This window comes from Priestia sp. SRI_019 (assembly GCF_057586255.1).
Genome location: NZ_JBYCZN010000001.1, coordinates 342,645 through 360,265, shown reverse-complemented (window position 1 = coordinate 360,265; position 17,621 = coordinate 342,645). Strand labels below are relative to the sequence as shown.

The window sequence follows — 17,621 nt, the reverse complement described above, 5'->3', positions numbered from 1 at the left end:
AATTTTAAGGAAAACCTTCTAAAAGTGGGACTAATACGCAATATCGTTTATTTTAACGTTTTTTTCAACTGTAAAATTTCCATTGCTATTGTCGCAGCTTTTAAATAATCTTTTTGACGCTCTGCTTCTTGCTTTTCTGCTTCTTTTTTTTCTATCGCTACCCTTTGTGGGTAAATCAATATCGTTTGGATATAATCATTCAAAGCTTGCTCCGACAATTCATCATTGATTGACATCATCGCCAATTCTGAAGCTAGACTAGACAACGAAGACTCGGGCAACCGCTCGATAAATCCGCTCGGATTAGGCTCGTGTCCTTCCTCGTAATAAGCATACAAATATAGAACAAGCGCACGATGTTCCTCGACATTGAACTGACCTTGAAGTCGGTCTTGAATTCTAAATGCTACATCCTTATCTTTCAACATATGAGCAATCAAAAAACGTTCTGCATTTTGATAAGCCGGTAATAAGCTTCTCTTTACGACTGGTTGTCTATTTATATTATTTCGATTTGGAGAATCATTATCCTTTTTCTTTTTTTCAGTTCGATACACTTGATACTGCTGTTCTTTAAGCGCATCTAATGAAATGGAAAACTCTTGTGCCAATTGGCGTAAATAATGATCTCGCTCTACGGCTTTCGTAAGGAGACTTATTTCTTTCAAAACGTCTTCAATGTATTGCATACGTTCAGATTCATTTTGTAGATTTCGTTTTCGGCGAAGATACCTCATTTGAAATGCCATAAAGGTCAAGCTGCTATTAATAACATCATTTTGAAACTTCTCTGCCCCGTATTCTTTAATATAATCATCCGGGTCATAACCATCCGGCATCACAGCAATCTTAACGGTACAACCCACATTTGTTAAGATAGCAGTTGCTTTGTGCGCTGCTTCAATTCCGGCAGAATCTGCATCGTAGCAAATGATAACGGACTCTACATTTCGGCGAATAATCTTGGCTTGTTCTTCTGTTAAGGCAGTTCCCATTGTTGCAATTGCGTTCGGGCAACCCGCTTTAACAGCCGAAATAACATCTGCAAATCCTTCAAATAAAATAACCTGCTGATTTTTGCGTATATGTTTTTTAGCGCGGTGAAAGTTGTAGAGTGTGCGACTTTTGTTAAAAATAGAAGTTTCGGGACTGTTTAAATATTTAGGCTGCCCTTTTATCTCTTTTAGCAGGCGCCCTGAAAATGCAATTGTTTTGCCTTGCAAGTCAGCAATAGGAAACATAATTCGATCACGAAAACGATCAAAGTACGTTTCATCTTGGTTGCGTTTAATGATTAAACCTGCATGTTCCATCTCTTGCGGATTAAACCCACGTTTTGTTAAGAACTTACTTACAAATTCCCACGAATCTAAAGCAAAACCTATCTCAAATTCATCGATAATTTCTCGTGAAAACCCTCGATTTATTAAATAATCATAAGCATCTTGGCCTTCTTTTGTATTTACCAATAAATGATGGTAAAATTTCTTTAAAAGCTCGTGTGCTTCAATCATTTTATTGCTAGGCTTTTGATTATCTTCTTCATGAGGATGTATCTCATGTTCGAAAGGAATATCTCCTTTTTCAGCAAGCTGCTGAGCTGCTTCCGTGAAGGACAGTCCTTCTAATTCCATTATGAATGAAAATGAATTCCCTCCTGCACCGCATCCAAAGCAATGATAAATTTGTTTATCAGGCGATACTGAAAAAGACGGTGTGCTTTCCCCATGAAACGGACAGAGTCCAAAATAATTGCGCCCTTGTTTTTTTAGTTGTACATAATCGCTTATGACGTCGACAATATCTACTGAATGCCGAATACGGTCGATTACTTCATCAGGAATTCGATTTGCCATAGTAACAGCTCCGTATTTCATATAATATTCTTCACTAAGTGCTAAATTCCTGCAAGTTTCGACAACATTTTTTCAAAAGCTTGAATGAAATGCTGACGATCTTCTTCACTAAATGCCTTTGGGCCTTTAGTATGACGGCCTGACCGTCGCTCTTTTGCAGAAACATAGCGAAAGAAAAGCACCGTATTCATTTCGTCGTCATTATAGTACTTTCCACGAGGAGACAGTGCGTAAACCCCTCGACTTACTAACATGCTTGCTAAGCCAGTATCTTGAGTTACGACAATATCCTGCTTGACTGCGTGATTTAAAATATATAAATCTGCGGCTTCCTTTTCTGCATCCACATAGACCCATTTTCCTGGTGTAGGATTTGTTTGCATGTGAGCATATGAAGCAACAAATACAAGCTCGATGTCATATGTATGTGTAAGTTCAACGATTTCTGCTTTAACAGGGCATGCATCAGCATCGACAAAAACTTTACTTTTTCTTTTGCTATAACTCTGTATTCTACATCCCTCCAGAGATTCCTTCTAACAATTTGTTATTTCCTGTAGATGGCATTTGTCGAATACTTTTTTCGATTTTGACTTGACTTTTATATAAATAGTTTATTCGTTCTTAACAAAGTCTAAACCTAAAACTATTCTTTTTTATCACAATTTTTTATTATAATATAAACAACCTATATTTTCTATACCAAAGTCACTTGTTTTTAAAAGTTCTGTCATATTCATCTTTGGTATATTTTCTTAGGCTTACAGCATACAAACATAAGCAAGCAATCTCCTTTCTGTCACGCACAGAGGAGATCCATCGTTTATTTCTTTTTGATGGTATTGAGAATGATACCAGCTGTTTCTTCTACGGCTCTGTTGGATACGTCCACCACTTCACAGCCAATCTTATCTACAATCCCTTGGAAAAATTCAAGTTCTTCTTTAATACGGCCAATATTAGCATAAATTGCTTTATCGTTTAGTCCAAGAGACTTTAAACGCTCTTTACGAATATCGTTTAATTTTTCAGGACTAATAGTAAGCCCTATACACTTCTCAGGTGATACATGAAACAGCTCTTCTGGTGGATCTACCTCAGGTACAATTGGAACGTTAGCTACTTTCAAACGCTTGTGTGCTAAAAATTGAGAAAGAGGTGTTTTAGATGTTCTTGATACTCCGATTAATACGATATCCGCTCTAAGAATGCCTCTCGGATCACGCCCATCATCATATTTCACTGCAAATTCAATCGCTTCTACTTTCTTAAAATAATCTTCGTCTAATTTTCTAGCCATTCCTGGCTCATAGCGAGGAGAAAGTTGATAAGAAGATTGAATTTTATCAATTAAAGGTCCAATAATATCAAATACCTCTACACCGTTCTTGAACGCTTCTTGAATTAAAAATTCTCTCATTTCGGGCTTTACTAGCGTAAAGCCAATAATAGCGTTGTTCATCTTCGCTACTGAAACCACTTCTGAAAGTGTTGCGATGTCCTCTACGTAAGGTACTCTTTTAATTACAAAGTCCGTCATATTGAACTGACTTGATGCAGCCTTTACAACTAGTTCAGCTGTCTCACCTACAGAATCCGAAATGACATAAAGACATGGGTTGTTCATATTTTGTGCATCCCCTTTTTAATCCTTTTTCACTTATAATACTTCATCATTTGCTAATGCTACTAGTAATTTTGTAATATTTGTTTTGGTAATGCGTCCCACCACTTCAAAATTGCCGTCTCCCTCTTTAATAACGGGCATAGCATCAATCTGTTTTTCAATTAAGATCTTAGCAATATCAATTAACAAATCTTCGCGATAGCAATATGTAATGTTGGGCATTCTCGTCATGATAATATGAACAGGAATAGATGTGAGCTCTTGCTTTCCGATACTCGCGCGCAATAAATCTTTACGCGACAGTACTCCCACTAGCTGGGATTTCTCATCCACTACAAAAAGGGTCCCCACGTCTTCTAGAAACATTGTACAAATAGCATCATATACCGACACATTTTCGTTCACGACTACCGGGATAGACTGATATTCTTGCACCTGTATTTTTTTTATTTTATCTGTAAGAAGCTGTGCTCCTGTTTTACCTGTGTAAAAGTAACCTACGCGCGGTCGCGCTTCTAAATAACCGGCCATTGTTAAAATAGCCAAGTCCGGTCTTAGCGTTGCCCTCGTAAGGCTAAGCTGATCTGCAATATGCTCACCTGTAATAGGGCCTTCGTCTTTGACAATTTGCAAAATTTGTTCTTGTCGTTTGTTCAGTTCGATTGTACTCACCACCTAATCATTAAATGTGACATACTATTTATAAAACATTATATACTTTTTAAGCAAAAGTAAAAGCTATAACTTATTAATTTTAGCATTTTATCTTTTTAGAATGCCGTTTATTTTACCACGGCTTCTCAAAAAAAGCAGGCATTACGCTTACAATAAGCGAAGCTACCCCTTCGCTCCACAGTAAAAAGGGTGTCCCCTACACACTACGAGGCACCCTAGCGACAGCAATTCCTTGCATATCACTGATTATCTTTTCTACTTCTCATCAGAGAGCGATTGTTTTAAAGACTCCATCTGATTCAAAAACCGCTTTGTTTTTAAAAACAATCCTGAATATTCTTCGTAATATTGATCAATTACGAACTTTAATTGTTTTTTTGTTTCGGGCTTAACAGAAATAGAACCTAACCGCTTTAAATCAATGTAATAAAATAGCCTTAATAGTTTAACCGTCATCGGACTAATTTTCAAATGATAAGGATCTTTTTCTAAGCATCGATGACAAATAAACCCACCTTCTCGAATGGAAAAATGAAAAGTTCCTTCACCTTGGTGGCAGACTGCACATTCATTTAATGTAGGATGAAGACCTAGAACGTTTAACATTTTCATTTCATAAATAAATGTTAAGATCTCTGCATCATACTCTTCGTTCATATAATGAATGGTTTGGTGCAGCAGTTCAAATAGAAATGGATTTGGCTTATTGTTCTCAGTAGCTTTATCCGTTAATTCAAGAATATAAGAAGCATACGCTGTTGTGAAGATATCTTCGCGTATGCTTCTCATAGATGAGATAACTTCTCCTTGATGGAGAGTACCCATTCCTGAACCTGCTTGTATAAAAAAGTATCCATACGTAAATAATTGTGTGACGGAAGCTAAGCGACTACTGGGCTTTTTTGCCCCTCTTGCCATGAGACCCACTTTTCCAAGTTCACGTGAATAAATGGTGACAATTTTATTTGATTCACCGTAATCATTCGTTCGAATCACAATTCCTTCACACTTTTTAAACAATCATCATCACCGCCATCTTACAGAAGGCTAAGACAAGGGAGAATTGAGACTTTCGCTGTTGTCCTCATATGTTTCGGGTCTTTCTTTCACTTCATTTTCAAGTTCCTTAAAAATGAGATAAGTATCAATGCTACCTGTTTGTGAAAAAATGTTCCAAGTAAAATTCAACATAGAACTCCCACCTTTCTAACCATAAAGATCAGATACATATTTCAATTCCTTATGTTTAGAATAGCCTTCCGACGTAAAATCATGTAACACAATTTTTTACAAATTACCTTCTTTTATGAAGAGATATAAATCGACGCAAACAAGAACTCAAATGATTAATATTCGTCTTCTCTAAATCCAAAGTCACGGAGATGCGACGCTCGGTTTCGCCAATCTTTTTGCACTTTTACCCATAGTTCTAAAAATACTTTTGAACCTAAAAGGGCTTCAATGTCTGCTCTTGCTTTTCTTCCTACCTCTTTTAACATCTTTCCTTGCTTTCCAATTACGATGCCTTTTTGTGAATCTCTTTCGACGATAATTGTAGCGCCCACGTAAACAGCACCATTATCTCGTCTTTGCATAGAATCCATCACAACGGCAATAGAATGAGGTATTTCTTCCCTCGTTGCATGCAGTACTTTTTCACGAATTAATTCCGTAATAATAAAGCGCTCCGGGTGATCAGTTACTTGATCTGCCGGATAATATTGCGGACCTTCCGGCAATCGCTGCTTAATTTGATCAAGCAAACGCTCCACGTTATTTCCTTGTAAAGCTGAAATTGGCACAATTTCAGCAAAAGGATATAAGTCTTTATAATTCGTGATAATTGAAAACAATTCGTCTGGATGAATTTCATCAATTTTATTAATCACAAGGAAAACAGGCGTTTTTGTGTCCTTTAAACGCTCGATAATAAATTCATCGCCTCGACCTAAGCCTTCTGTTGCGTTAATCATAAATAAAATTAAATCTACTTCTTTAAGCGTATTTTGCGCTACCTTCATCATAAAGTCGCCTAATTTATGCTTTGGTTTATGAATTCCTGGTGTATCAATAAACACAATCTGCGCCTGATCTTCCGTGTACACACCCTGAATTTTATTTCTAGTTGTTTGCGGTTTGTCACTCATAATCGCGATCTTTTGACCAATTACTCGGTTCAAAAAAGTTGATTTCCCTACGTTTGGTCTTCCAATAATTGAAACAAAACCTGACTTAAATTCATTATTACTCATGTAAATCCTCCGATGAAAATGCTCCTGGAAGTAATTCTTCCACAGTTAATTCTTGTATGTCATTTTTTAAATTGGTTAATATAACTTTCATTTCTTTTGGACAAAGCTCAGAGATTACTTGTCTGCATGCTCCACACGGAGAAACAGGACGATCAGTATCAGCTACTACAGCAAGTGCTGCATACTCTTTATCTCCTTCTGAATAGGCTTTAAATAAAGCCGTACGCTCAGCACAATTGCACATGCTATAAGCTGCATTTTCAATATTGCAGCCGCGATAAACCTTTCCATCCTTCGTCAATAAAGCTGCACCAACTTTAAATTTTGAATACGGTACATAAGCCATTTCACGAGCTTTTTTCGCCTCATCAATCAGTCCGGTCTTATCCATTTATCCGCTCTCCTTTTGCGCTTCTACATGTCTTTTAACTTGTCCTTTTTTATTATACCACGGGGGTGTAAAGAACCAAAAAGAATCCTTTTTAAAACAAATACTTTAAGAAAATAATTCCTCCTATAAGGACAGCAAAACACGCATAGACCAACACCGCGGCTGCGGCTGCATCTTTTGCGTGTTTTGCTAGTATGTGATATTCAGGAGAAACTAAATCGACAACTTTTTCAACCGCTGTATTCATTAACTCCAAGCTGAACATGCCTGCAATCAGAAGCAGCACAACCGTCCATTCACCAGCTGTAATTGACAGCACGGCGCCTAAGAAAAGGACGATGAAAGAAGCTGCTACGTGAATTTGCATATTTCTCTGTGTTTTACAAACATAAATAAACCCTTCTATTGCATAGCCAAAGCTACTGACAACTTTAGCTATCCCTTTTTTATCGCGAGAGTCCATATTGTTCTAAAATATCTTTTTGACGTGTAAACATCTCTTTTTCATCTTCTGATGTTTCATGGTCATATCCAAGCAAGTGCAAGAAACCGTGAACCGTTAAGAATCCTAGCTCTCTCATAAACGAGTGATTGTATTCTTCTGCTTGCTCATGAGCTTTTGGAATCGAAATGACAATGTCCCCTAGGACTCTTGGCATCTCATCTCCGATAATTTGCATTTCATCTTCGCCCATTTCTTCTAGCGCAAACGATATTACATCCGTTGGCTGATTTTTATGGCGGTATTGATGATTGATTTCTTGAATTCGATCATTATCCACAAATGTAACGGATACTTCTGCATCCTCTTGCAGATTTTCATATATAGCAGCGGCTTCAAGCAGCTTTTCAAGCTCTTTTTGCTGTTCTTCACTTACTTCGTTTGTTTCATCAATAAAATCAATAACTAAACTCATACCTTCACCTTCTCTTTTTTTATCTCTGGATATTCGATTCGGGAATGAAAAATCCCATTTAAAGTTTCACATAGTGCTTGACGAATTAACTCTAGCTCTTTGAGCGTTACGTTACACTCGCTAAGCTGTTCATCCTGCAAGCGATCTTTAATAATATTTCGAACCAAGTTCTCAATTTTTTCCGGAGTGGGATTGGACATTGACCTTACGGCTGCTTCTACACTATCAGCTATGCAAATAACCGCTGCTTCTTTCGACTGAGGCTTTGGTCCAGGATAGCGATATTCTTTTTCATCAATTTTTTCTTCTGTTTGTTCAAGTGCCTTATGATAGAAAAACTTAAGAAGAGTTGTTCCGTGATGCTGCTCTGCAATATCTACAATCTCTTTTGGAAACTTGTGATTCCGCAAAATGGTAGCTCCATCTGTAGCATGTGCGATTATAATATTTTTACTAGTCTTAGGACTTAGTTTATCATGCGGATTAGTAATATTCATTTGATTTTCAATAAAATACTGCGGTCGCTTCGTTTTACCAATATCGTGGTAATAAGCCCCGACTCTCGCTAATAAACCGTTAGCTCCTATCGTTTCGCACGCCGCTTCAGATAAGTTTGCCACCATTACGCTGTGATGGTATGTTCCAGGTGTTTCGGTTAAGATTTTGCGTAATAGCGGATGAGTAGGACTCGATAATTCAATCAGCTTCATCGTAGATAAAATGCCAAATCCACTTTCAAAAAACGGCAGCAAACCTATAGTTAAAACGGAAGCAATAACACCAGATGCGATTGACATCATGCTGTAATAGCCAAGCTCTACAGTGCCGATTTGGCCATTTTTAATAAAAATAATAGCAAAGCTGATAATTACGTTTACCATAGCCACAAATAGACCTGCCTGCAAAATCCGTGAACGTCTGTGCTGCCTGCTTAAAAATAAAATAGCAGCAATATTGCTAATTAAAAAGTAGATCCCAATGTTCATATTAAACGAGGTTGTCAATTCACCATTAAAAATAATGCTTCCACAAATAGCAAATACAATGCTTGATAAAATAGCAATGCGTTCATCCATTAAAATTCGAATCAGCAAACCTCCCACCGCAACAGGAGCTAAGAAACCAATTTCTGATAAATCAATTTGCTGAAACAAGCTTAAGATTTTCATGAGGCCAATCGTAATGGCTGCTACCAATACATACAACAGCAAGGGCTGATATGTCTTGGTGTGAAATTCACGCAAATAGTAAATGAGGCCCGCTATCATCATTACAATCAGCAAAGCTAACCCCGCAAAAGGCTGAATAGATCCCTTATTATTCAACAATCCCGCGAGCTGGAGCTGACGATATATATCAGGATTAATAAGCTGATTTTCTTCTACAATAATCTGGCCTTGTTTGATTCGGACAGGCTCCACTTTTTCCACAGCTGCTTGACGGTTTTCAGCTGTTTTTTGTGGATCATAAATCACGTTTGGAATGATAGCGAATTTAGCAATTGCATTCATTGAATCCTTTAGAGAATTGCTGACATTGGTGTAAACAAGCTGACTTTCTACTTGATCTTTTTTCTCTTCTACATCGCTAATCTTCACTTGATCTTTCATCACATGATGAACGGCCGTGACTACAGCATCTTTCGCAATCGATAAATCACTGTTAGAAGACTGAAGCAGCTGCTTAATGGTATCTTTTGGCAAGTTTTTTTGGATGTCTTCAGGAAGCTTGTCCTCTAGCATTTTTTGTTTGGTTTTTAATACGGCATCGATACTGTCATCTTCATGATCTTCTTTTTCATATTCTGTATTAACTTCCATCATCGCATCAAAAATAGATGCAACAAGATCGACTTGGTTCTGTGCGTATTCTGTTTTTTGTGTATACACATCTTCAACGGCTTGTTCTGCCTCTGCCCGTTTTTTCTCTGTGCTCTCTTTATCTTCAATGGTAACGGGTGAGTAAATGGTTTGCGGGGAAATAGATAGTAATCTGAGATCTAATTCCTGCGGCTTTACATTGCTATACATAGACGCAAACATCATTACACCTAACAAGGCATATAACCCAATTTGAATTAACCGTAATCGCTCGATCTGTGCCATTGTTTGCTTGATTATCCGAAACGTTGACACAAACGTACCCCCTTTTACAAAAAATAGACCCTATTAAGAAAGGGTCTTTTGGTCAGCTTGTTCGTACGCTTGAACGATGCGTCCCACAAGTGGATGGCGCACAACATCTGACTGTTCTAGATGAATAAACGAAATACCTTTAACATTGGTCAGGATTTTCGAGACAGCCGCTAGACCAGACTGAGCTCCTTTTGGTAAATCAATTTGTGAAATATCTCCTGTAATCACCATTTTAGACCCAAATCCTAGTCGTGTTAAAAACATCTTCATTTGCGCCATCGTGGTGTTTTGCGCTTCGTCTAAGATAACAAACGCATCATCTAGTGTACGACCTCGCATATAAGCAAGGGGTGCTATTTCAATAACTCCGCGTTCGATTAGGCGCTGCGTATGTTCTGTTCCTAATACATCATGTAATGCATCGTACAGAGGCCGCAAGTACGGATCTACTTTTTCTTTCAGATCTCCTGGCAAGAAGCCAAGACTTTCACCTGCTTCAACAGCAGGACGTGTTAAAATAATACGCTGCACGTGACCATTTTTAAGAGCATTAACGGCCATGACAACGGCTAAATACGTTTTACCGGTACCAGCAGGCCCAATTCCAAATACCAAATCATTTTTCTTAATAGCCGAAATGTATTGACTTTGTCCTAATGTCTTAACACGAATAGTCTTACCTTTTACATTTTTACCAATCTCTTCTTCATATACATCTTCAAAAAACTCGAGAGAATTTTTCTTAGCTAATTGAATCGCATATACAACATCTCGTTCAGATATGGAAATATTTTTTCGGATAATGTTCAGTAACTTTTTAAGCATTTCTTCCACTAGCTGAACATTTTCTGTACTTCCGGAGACTACAACAGTCTCACCTCTTGAAATGATAGAGACCTGCATTTCTTCTTCAATTCGCTTTAAATTCGCATCTTGTACGCCAAATAATGAAATGGCTTCGTTTGAATCATCAAGTTGTACGTTAATTGTTACTAGCTGTTCTGACATTCATCAATCTCCTTGAATAATTGGTTGAGTGTTCGCAATATTTTCTATAACTTGGTAATGTATTGATAATCTAACTTTACCATTGTCCTGTTCTTGGTGCAAAACTTTTTCACCTTTTATTTTAGCATCCTCACCTAAAGTTGATAGTAATTTTTTTCGACCGATTTCCAAAGCTTTTTCCACCGCCTCTTGTTTAGAATAGACGCGCTGCGAGTTCTGTTCTTCTCGTACAGCAACTTTCTCATACGACAGAGGTAACTTCCATTTTAAAAAATAGAGTGGATGCTCCACTTTTTCTGTCACCTTTGAGCTGTATTTTTCTTTGTTAAAAGCCCAAAGAGGCATTTTAAAAGCTTGAAAATCTAAATAGTGCTTCGTATATCCATTACCCGTTAATACCTGAAAATCAGTTTTTAAAGGCACTTCCACCTCAGACTTATACCATGTTTCACCGTAGACTTTCCCTTTAGCAGCTACTACTTTTTTATTTTTTTCGTTTCCAATAATACCGGAAACTAAGACCTCGCCTTCATTGACAAAATCATTAACCTTGACTAAAGGTTGTCCTTTTTCGACAAACAAATTCGTAATAATGGCTTTCTTTTTAGCAATTAAATGTTGGTAAGGTGTTTTTTGCTGAGGCTTGGGCTCATTTTTTTCAACCACTTGGAAGTGATAAGAAGTGCCGCGCACTTCTACTCCCACCCAGGTAATATTGTTCATATTATCCGTTAAATAGCGCTGGATTTTTTCAGGACTCTCTAACAGAAATTGAAACTCTCCTCTTTTTACACCTATTTTGGCGAGCTGCTTAGTCATTTGATGTTCTGTTTGTGGTTCTGCACCGCTAATTTCCACTTTCCACACCATGTTGGAAAGCAAACCAAGAATAATAAAAAAAGAAAGAAAACCTAAAGCAAATCCACTATTTTTGATCACTCGTTTTGTTAAAAAAGGAAAACCTCTGCCTCTTATAAAGTAAATTTTACAATCTGCGTTGCGAATTAGTATACGAATTTTCTTTACATCTTTCAATAATATCGTTGCTGTCGCTAGCTGACCGTCAACTTTATGGACATTCGAAATCATAATCTGTTGTCTCACACAATTATTTAAGAAACGTTCAATTCCTTTTCCAACAATTCGAATACGTACGGTACCAATAACAAAGTTTGTCCATCCATTCTTCATTTTTTTCCTCCTTGTGTTATTGTTCTAAATAAAGAACTTGATTGATTTTACCTTCTAAAACCAGTTCTTCTGGCAGTATTACTTTAATGACCAGTCCTTCACCTCGAATTAACATTTGTCCCTGTTTTAGTAACACGCGTATTTCAGTATCAGAAAAGGCTAATAAACCTTTATGGTTTTCAATATAAATGTGTATTTGTCCAACTAACGTAATACGGGGAAGATCCATTAATACATCAGCGGGTAGTTCCATTGTTTTTGTCATCCATCTTTTCATTTGGTGTCTCCACTTTTTGCTCATAAAAAGAACCCCCTTTCATCTCATGTTTATGAGAAAGGGGGTTAATGTATCACATCTATTTATCGTTTATATTTACGTTGTTTCGATTTTGGCGGCCCTAGAATTTCGGACCATACCACTCCTTGAACAGCTTCTTTACGAGAAATGGGCTTGAAAACGTTTTTCTCACCCGTGATTTTTGGTTTGTCAACCGTGATTTTCTTTTGAATAGACGGTTCATGATACGGACGATTTTTTAGCTCTTCCAATTTTTCTTGCAAAGGATTTGTTTCTGCTGAAGGAACAGTTTCCGGCTCCATACGAGCTGTTTTTGGCTCTTCTTTGACAGGTCGATATCTAGGTCTTTCCCGCCTTGAAGGATTGTTTACAGGAGGCATAGGAGCTCTTTTAGAACGCTGCTGTTCTTCCTCTTTTGACTGAGCCATAAAACGCTGCACAACGTTAAAAATAATCCCTCCAATGATGACAAAAATGAAAGCATTATTAATAATTAGTTTAATAAGCGTTTCAACGATATTCATTAGGAGAAAACCTCCTTGTTAAGCTCATTCATTATTTCTCATCGTCTTCTTTAGACATTTTTCCAATTGAATCACGCATATCCGTATCAGCAGTCAAGTTTTGAATGTTCATATAATCCATGACGCCAATATTGCCAGAGCGCAGTGCTTCTGCCATCGCTAACGGCACTTCTGCTTCTGCTTCTACTACTTTTGCACGCATTTCTTCTACTTTTGCACGCATTTCTTGTTCTTGAGCAACGGCCATGGCACGACGTTCTTCGGCTTTTGCTTGTGCAATATTTTTATCTGCTTCCGCTTGGTCTGTTTGAAGAACTGCCCCAATATTTTTACCAATATCGATGTCAGCAATATCAATGGATAAAATTTCAAACGCTGTTCCTGAATCCAACCCTTTTCCTAACACCGTTTGAGAAATCATATCAGGATTTTCCAATACTTTTTTGTGATCTTTTTGCGAACCGATTGTAGAAACAATCCCCTCGCCAACACGGGCAATAATCGTTTCTTCTCCAGCTCCCCCTACTAGTCGATCAATGTTTGCACGAACGGTAATTCGGGCTTTTGCTTTGACTTCGATTCCATCCATAGCCACCCCTGCAATAAAAGGTGTTTCAATAACTTTTGGATTAACGCTCATTTGTACAGCTTCTAGCACATCACGGCCCGCTAAGTCGATCGCTGCTCCGCGCTCAAATGTTAACTCAATATTTGCTCGGTGCGCTGCAATCAACGCATTTACCACGCGATCAACGTTACCGCCTGCTAAATAGTGGCTTTCTAATTGATTAATGGTAATGCCTAAACCTGCTTTACTTGCTTTAATTAACGGGTTCACAACGCGAGATGGTATCACTCGACGAAGTCTCATTCCGACCAGTGTGAAAATACTAATACGAACGCCTGCTGCTAATGCTGAAATCCATAGCATAATCGGTACAAAAGTGAAAAAAACAGCTAAAGCAATAATTGCTAGACCAATAACTACAAAAAACAATACGCTACCTACTTCCATTAATTAAGATCCTCCTTTTTCAAAGGCTCTGTAAGCTTCCGCACCACAACCCTTGATCCCTCTACTTTTATAATATTTACTAACACATCTTTGTCTAAATATCCGCCTTCAGTGACTACATCCACATACTCTTCATCGATGAGCACGGTACCTGAAGGACGCAGCGGTGTTGTTGTTTTACCTTGTTTTCCTATTAATTCATAACGATTTTGATTCGACACATAGCCAGATTCAGTATTAAGTGAATCATTAAGCACCATTTTTTTGAAAGGTGTAAGCTTTCTTTTAAAAAATTTCATCATCACAAACGCACCTCCCAGTGCCACCACTATTGCAATTACAAGAGAAATTCCCATTTCGACATTATTATCTGTTGACATAAAAAAACTTAAAATGATAGCTCCAAGTCCTAGTAGTCCTAAAACTCCGCCTGGTACTACAATCTCTAACAGAAGCAATATAATTCCTGCTATAAATAAAACGAGCGCTTCCATGCCAGCTAATCCTGCTACCATATGACCATAAAAAAATAAAAGAAGTGAAGCTATTCCAATAGAGCCCGCAATACCAAATGAAGGCGTAAACAATTCAATTACAATTCCTAAAGCACCAATAGATAATAAAATGGGAACAACAAGCGGATGGGTAAGAAAACGAGCAATTTGTTCACTTACACTCATTTTCGCATACGTCAGTTTAGCATCTTCATAGCCAAGTACGCTTAGGAGATCGTCTAAATTTTTTACAGTCCCTTCTGAATAACCAACTTGCTCGGCTTGCTTCGGAGTGAGCGTCAGCAATTCGTTTCCTTTTAAGTTGAGCTCAGGTATTACCATCTTGGTATTTGCCATCGCTTCTGCATATTTAGGGTTTCGGTTATTTTGTTCTGCTGCGCTCTTCATAGCCGATAACCAGTAGGACTGAGCTTTTTTTCCTGCGGCATTTCCCTGTTGGTCAATCACAGCTGCCGATCCCATTGTAGAACCGGGTGTCATATAAATTTGATCGGCGTTAAGTGCAATATACGCTCCGGCTGATAATGCTTTTTTATCGACAAAAGCAGCGGTAGGAATAGGTGTTGAGGTTAAGCTTTTAGCTATTTCAGAAGCTGCATCTACAGCTCCTCCAGGAGTATCTATGTCCAATATAATCAAATCTGCACCGTCATTTTCCGCATCTTCAATGGATCTGTTTAGAAAAGAAAGCAGTCCATTTTCTACCGTTTTATTGACAGGAATAACGTGTACACGCTTCACGTCAGCGGTGCTAATAGTGGGGAATAACCCAGTGGCTAAGATAAGAAAGCACATGAAAGAAAATAAGGTTTTCACCGAATACACTTCCCTCCTTCCATAGATAGTATGAGCATGTATCTGTATATACGAATAACTTTAACAATAGTTTCAAATTTTTTAAAATTTATCTATTTTATTCTTTGCACAAGAAAAACAAAACATACGTTCGGTTATTATCCATATAAAAAACACCTTACACAAGGTAAGGTGTTTTTTATGATAAGTGTTGAAGGACAAGCTTATTAACAAGAGAGCCATCCGCTTTGCCTTTTACTTTCGGCATAAGCGCTCCCATAACTTTCCCCATATCAGCTTTAGAGGAAGACTGCGTTTCTTCAATCGTCGTTTTAATAATTTCAGATAACTCTTCTTCAGTTAGCTGTTTAGGAGCGTAAACTTCTAAAACCGCTAATTCAGAATGAATTTTATCAACAAGATCTTGACGACCTGCTTTCTCAAATTCATGGAGGGAGTCTTTACGTTGTTTGAATTCGCGAGAAATAACCGTCAACTCGTCTGCTTCAGTTAGGTCGGTTCCTAACTTAATGGCTTCGTTTTGAAGAGATGCTTTGACCATACGAATGACCCCAAGCTTCTCTTTCTCTTTGTTTTTCATCGCTTGTTTCATATCACTATTTAAACGCTCGAGAAGACTCATAAATCCACCCTCTTATTAGAACTTGCGTTTTCTAGCAGCTTCAGATTTCTTCTTACGCTTTACGCTAGGCTTTTCATAGAATTCGCGCTTTCTTGCTTCTTGTAACGTACCAGTTTTTGAAACTGAACGTTTGAAGCGACGAAGAGCATCTTCAAGCGATTCGTTTTTACGAACAACTGTTCTTGACATTCTAATTCCCTCCCTCCGAACAAAACCACTAACATCATAATGAAATGACATGTTAGACATGTCTTTTGCAATTATAATATAATGATTCCTTAAGGTCAACCGCTTTACATAAAGTAATGCAGTTATTACCCCTTTATTTTATGAACTTTCTTGATAAAACATTACTCGTTCAGCTTTTTTACACGTATGAAAAAAGCTGCGTATACACGCAGCTTTCCAATAAGTGTTATGAGCTCATTTTCACCTGATCTTGAAGATGAACCTCATCTAGCACGCGAACAAACTCACCTTCATTATAAGGATATCCAGCTTTTGAAATTTTCACTTTTACAAGCTTTCCAACCATTTCTTCAGACGCTTTAAACACAACCTTTAAGTAGTTATCAGCATACCCTACATATAAACCACTTTCAGGATCTTCTTTATATTTTTCTTCCGGAATTACTTCTAGTACTTCTCCTTCAAACGTTGAAGCATATTCTTTTGCCAATTGATTTGAAAGTTCGATTAAACGATGCACACGTTGATTTTTTACTTCTTCATCAATTTGGTCGGTCATACGAGCCGCTGGCGTACCTGTACGTTTAGAATACGGGAATACATGAAGCTCTGAAAAACCGTGCTCTTTAATAAAGTTATACGTCTCCATAAACTCTTCTTCTGTTTCACCTGGGAAACCAACAATAACATCTGATGTAATCGCTAATCCAGGAAGAGCTTCTTTCAGACGGTTTAAGCGCTCACCAAAGAACTCCATTGTATACTTACGACGCATGCGCTTCAATACCGTATTTGAACCTGATTGAAGAGGAATATGCAAATGACGTACAACCATTTCTGATTGATCTAGTACCTCAATCACTTCGTCCGTAATTTGACTTGCTTCAATTGACGAAATACGAATGCGTTTTAATCCTTTTACTTGAGACTCTAAATCACGAAGAAGCTGGGCAAGATTGTAATCTTTCATGTCTTCTCCGTATCCGCCAGTGTGAATACCTGTTAACACGATTTCTTTATAGCCCGCATCCACTAGCTGCTGTGCTTGTGCTACTACTTCTTTAGGATCACGAGATCGCATTAAACCGCGCGCCCATGGAATAATACAGAATGTACAGAAGTTGTTACAGCCTTCTTGAATCTTTAACGAAGCACGCGTACGGTCTGTAAAAGCCGGTACATCTAGCTCTTCATATACGCGTGTTTTCATAATGTTTCCTACGCCGTTAATCGGCTGACGCTCTTTTTTAAATTGTTCAATATAATCAAGCATCTTAACGCGATCTTGTGTACCTACTACGATATCAACACCAGGAATGGCCATAATTTCAGCTGGCGAAGTTTGAGCATAACACCCAGTTACACAAATAACCGCATCTGGATTTTTCCGCACAGCTCTGCGAATAACTTGACGGCTTTTTTTATCTCCTGTATTTGTTACCGTACATGTATTAATTACATATACATCGGCAGTTTGTTCATATTCAACACGCTCATAGCCTTGGCCTTTGAACAATTGCCAAATTGCTTCTGTTTCATAGTGATTTACTTTACACCCTAGCGTGTGAAAAGCAACTGTTGACATAATCG

The 17,621-nt window shown here is 37.8% G+C and carries 20 protein-coding genes; all 20 read right to left on the bottom strand.

The genetic code is table 11. From position 1 onward, the window contains the following. Positions 1–47: 47 nt before the first annotated feature. The 20 genes from dnaG to mtaB all read right to left on the bottom strand — a co-directional run bounded on the left by dnaG (position 48) and on the right by mtaB (position 17,616). Entirely contained in the window at positions 48–1,856 is a 1,809-nt protein-coding gene (dnaG, locus tag AC2YJL_RS01805; protein ID WP_016765586.1) for a DNA primase, read from the bottom strand. Positions 1,857–1,897: 41 nt separating this feature from the next. Next, a complete protein-coding gene (locus AC2YJL_RS01800) occupies positions 1,898–2,368 on the bottom strand; it encodes a YaiI/YqxD family protein (protein WP_080564741.1) in 471 nt (156 codons plus the stop codon). Positions 2,369–2,679: 311 nt separating this feature from the next. Continuing rightward, a complete protein-coding gene (locus AC2YJL_RS01795) occupies positions 2,680–3,483 on the bottom strand; it encodes a pyruvate, water dikinase regulatory protein (protein ID WP_230933611.1) in 804 nt (267 codons plus the stop codon). Positions 3,484–3,516: 33 nt separating this feature from the next. Further along, positions 3,517–4,155 (bottom strand): transcriptional regulator CcpN, encoded by a 639-nt coding sequence (gene ccpN, locus AC2YJL_RS01790; protein ID WP_025750542.1) that lies wholly within the window; start codon positions 4,153–4,155, stop codon positions 3,517–3,519. A 258-nt stretch (positions 4,156–4,413) separates the two neighbouring features. Further along, complete coding sequence (gene recO, locus AC2YJL_RS01785) at positions 4,414–5,178, bottom strand: DNA repair protein RecO (protein WP_013059224.1); 765 nt, start codon at positions 5,176–5,178, stop codon at positions 4,414–4,416. Positions 5,179–5,205: 27 nt separating this feature from the next. Continuing rightward, a complete protein-coding gene (locus tag AC2YJL_RS01780) occupies positions 5,206–5,349 on the bottom strand; it encodes a YqzL family protein (RefSeq protein WP_014458193.1) in 144 nt (47 codons plus the stop codon). Between the two features lie 155 nt (positions 5,350–5,504). Continuing rightward, positions 5,505–6,410: a GTPase Era gene (gene era / locus AC2YJL_RS01775; protein WP_013059225.1), complete on the bottom strand. Its 906-nt coding sequence runs from the start codon at positions 6,408–6,410 to the stop codon at positions 5,505–5,507. Next, positions 6,403–6,801, bottom strand: a complete 399-nt coding sequence (locus AC2YJL_RS01770; RefSeq protein WP_013059226.1) for a cytidine deaminase — start codon at positions 6,799–6,801, stop codon at positions 6,403–6,405. Before AC2YJL_RS01770 ends, era begins: the two co-directional genes overlap by 8 nt. Before the next feature lie 91 nt (positions 6,802–6,892). Further along, positions 6,893–7,264: a diacylglycerol kinase family protein gene (locus AC2YJL_RS01765; RefSeq protein WP_025750543.1), complete on the bottom strand. Its 372-nt coding sequence runs from the start codon at positions 7,262–7,264 to the stop codon at positions 6,893–6,895. After that, positions 7,248–7,718: an rRNA maturation RNase YbeY gene (gene ybeY, locus AC2YJL_RS01760; protein WP_025750544.1), complete on the bottom strand. Its 471-nt coding sequence runs from the start codon at positions 7,716–7,718 to the stop codon at positions 7,248–7,250. The genes AC2YJL_RS01765 and ybeY overlap by 17 nt, the downstream gene beginning before the upstream one ends. Next, on the bottom strand, positions 7,715–9,823 hold the full coding sequence (locus AC2YJL_RS01755; protein ID WP_372586390.1) for an HD family phosphohydrolase: 2,109 nt from the start codon (positions 9,821–9,823) through the stop codon (positions 7,715–7,717). Before AC2YJL_RS01755 ends, ybeY begins: the two co-directional genes overlap by 4 nt. A 63-nt stretch (positions 9,824–9,886) precedes the next feature. Continuing rightward, positions 9,887–10,861, bottom strand: a complete 975-nt coding sequence (locus tag AC2YJL_RS01750; protein WP_028410624.1) for a PhoH family protein — start codon at positions 10,859–10,861, stop codon at positions 9,887–9,889. A gap of 3 nt (positions 10,862–10,864) precedes the next feature. After that, the gene (yqfD, locus tag AC2YJL_RS01745; RefSeq protein WP_230933612.1) at positions 10,865–12,052 is read right to left on the bottom strand and encodes a sporulation protein YqfD; all 1,188 of its coding nucleotides are present in this window, start codon (positions 12,050–12,052) and stop codon (positions 10,865–10,867) included. A gap of 16 nt (positions 12,053–12,068) precedes the next feature. Continuing rightward, a complete protein-coding gene (yqfC, locus tag AC2YJL_RS01740; RefSeq protein ID WP_013059232.1) occupies positions 12,069–12,353 on the bottom strand; it encodes a sporulation protein YqfC in 285 nt (94 codons plus the stop codon). Between the two features lie 59 nt (positions 12,354–12,412). Continuing rightward, positions 12,413–12,874 carry a hypothetical protein gene (locus tag AC2YJL_RS01735; protein WP_028410622.1) on the bottom strand — a complete coding sequence of 154 codons (462 nt, stop codon included), beginning with the start codon at positions 12,872–12,874 and terminating at the stop codon, positions 12,413–12,415. A 31-nt stretch (positions 12,875–12,905) separates the two neighbouring features. Continuing rightward, on the bottom strand, positions 12,906–13,889 hold the full coding sequence (floA, locus tag AC2YJL_RS01730) for a flotillin-like protein FloA (protein ID WP_013059234.1): 984 nt from the start codon (positions 13,887–13,889) through the stop codon (positions 12,906–12,908). After that, complete coding sequence (locus tag AC2YJL_RS01725; protein ID WP_050688516.1) at positions 13,889–15,220, bottom strand: NfeD family protein; 1,332 nt, start codon at positions 15,218–15,220, stop codon at positions 13,889–13,891. The genes floA and AC2YJL_RS01725 overlap by 1 nt, the downstream gene beginning before the upstream one ends. A gap of 178 nt (positions 15,221–15,398) precedes the next feature. After that, entirely contained in the window at positions 15,399–15,842 is a 444-nt protein-coding gene (locus tag AC2YJL_RS01720; protein ID WP_013059236.1) for a GatB/YqeY domain-containing protein, read from the bottom strand. A 15-nt stretch (positions 15,843–15,857) separates the two neighbouring features. Further along, positions 15,858–16,031, bottom strand: a complete 174-nt coding sequence (gene rpsU, locus AC2YJL_RS01715) for a 30S ribosomal protein S21 (RefSeq protein ID WP_013059237.1) — start codon at positions 16,029–16,031, stop codon at positions 15,858–15,860. Between the two features lie 226 nt (positions 16,032–16,257). After that, positions 16,258–17,616 (bottom strand): tRNA (N(6)-L-threonylcarbamoyladenosine(37)-C(2))-methylthiotransferase MtaB, encoded by a 1,359-nt coding sequence (gene mtaB / locus AC2YJL_RS01710; protein WP_251568826.1) that lies wholly within the window; start codon positions 17,614–17,616, stop codon positions 16,258–16,260. Positions 17,617–17,621: the final 5 nt, after the last annotated feature.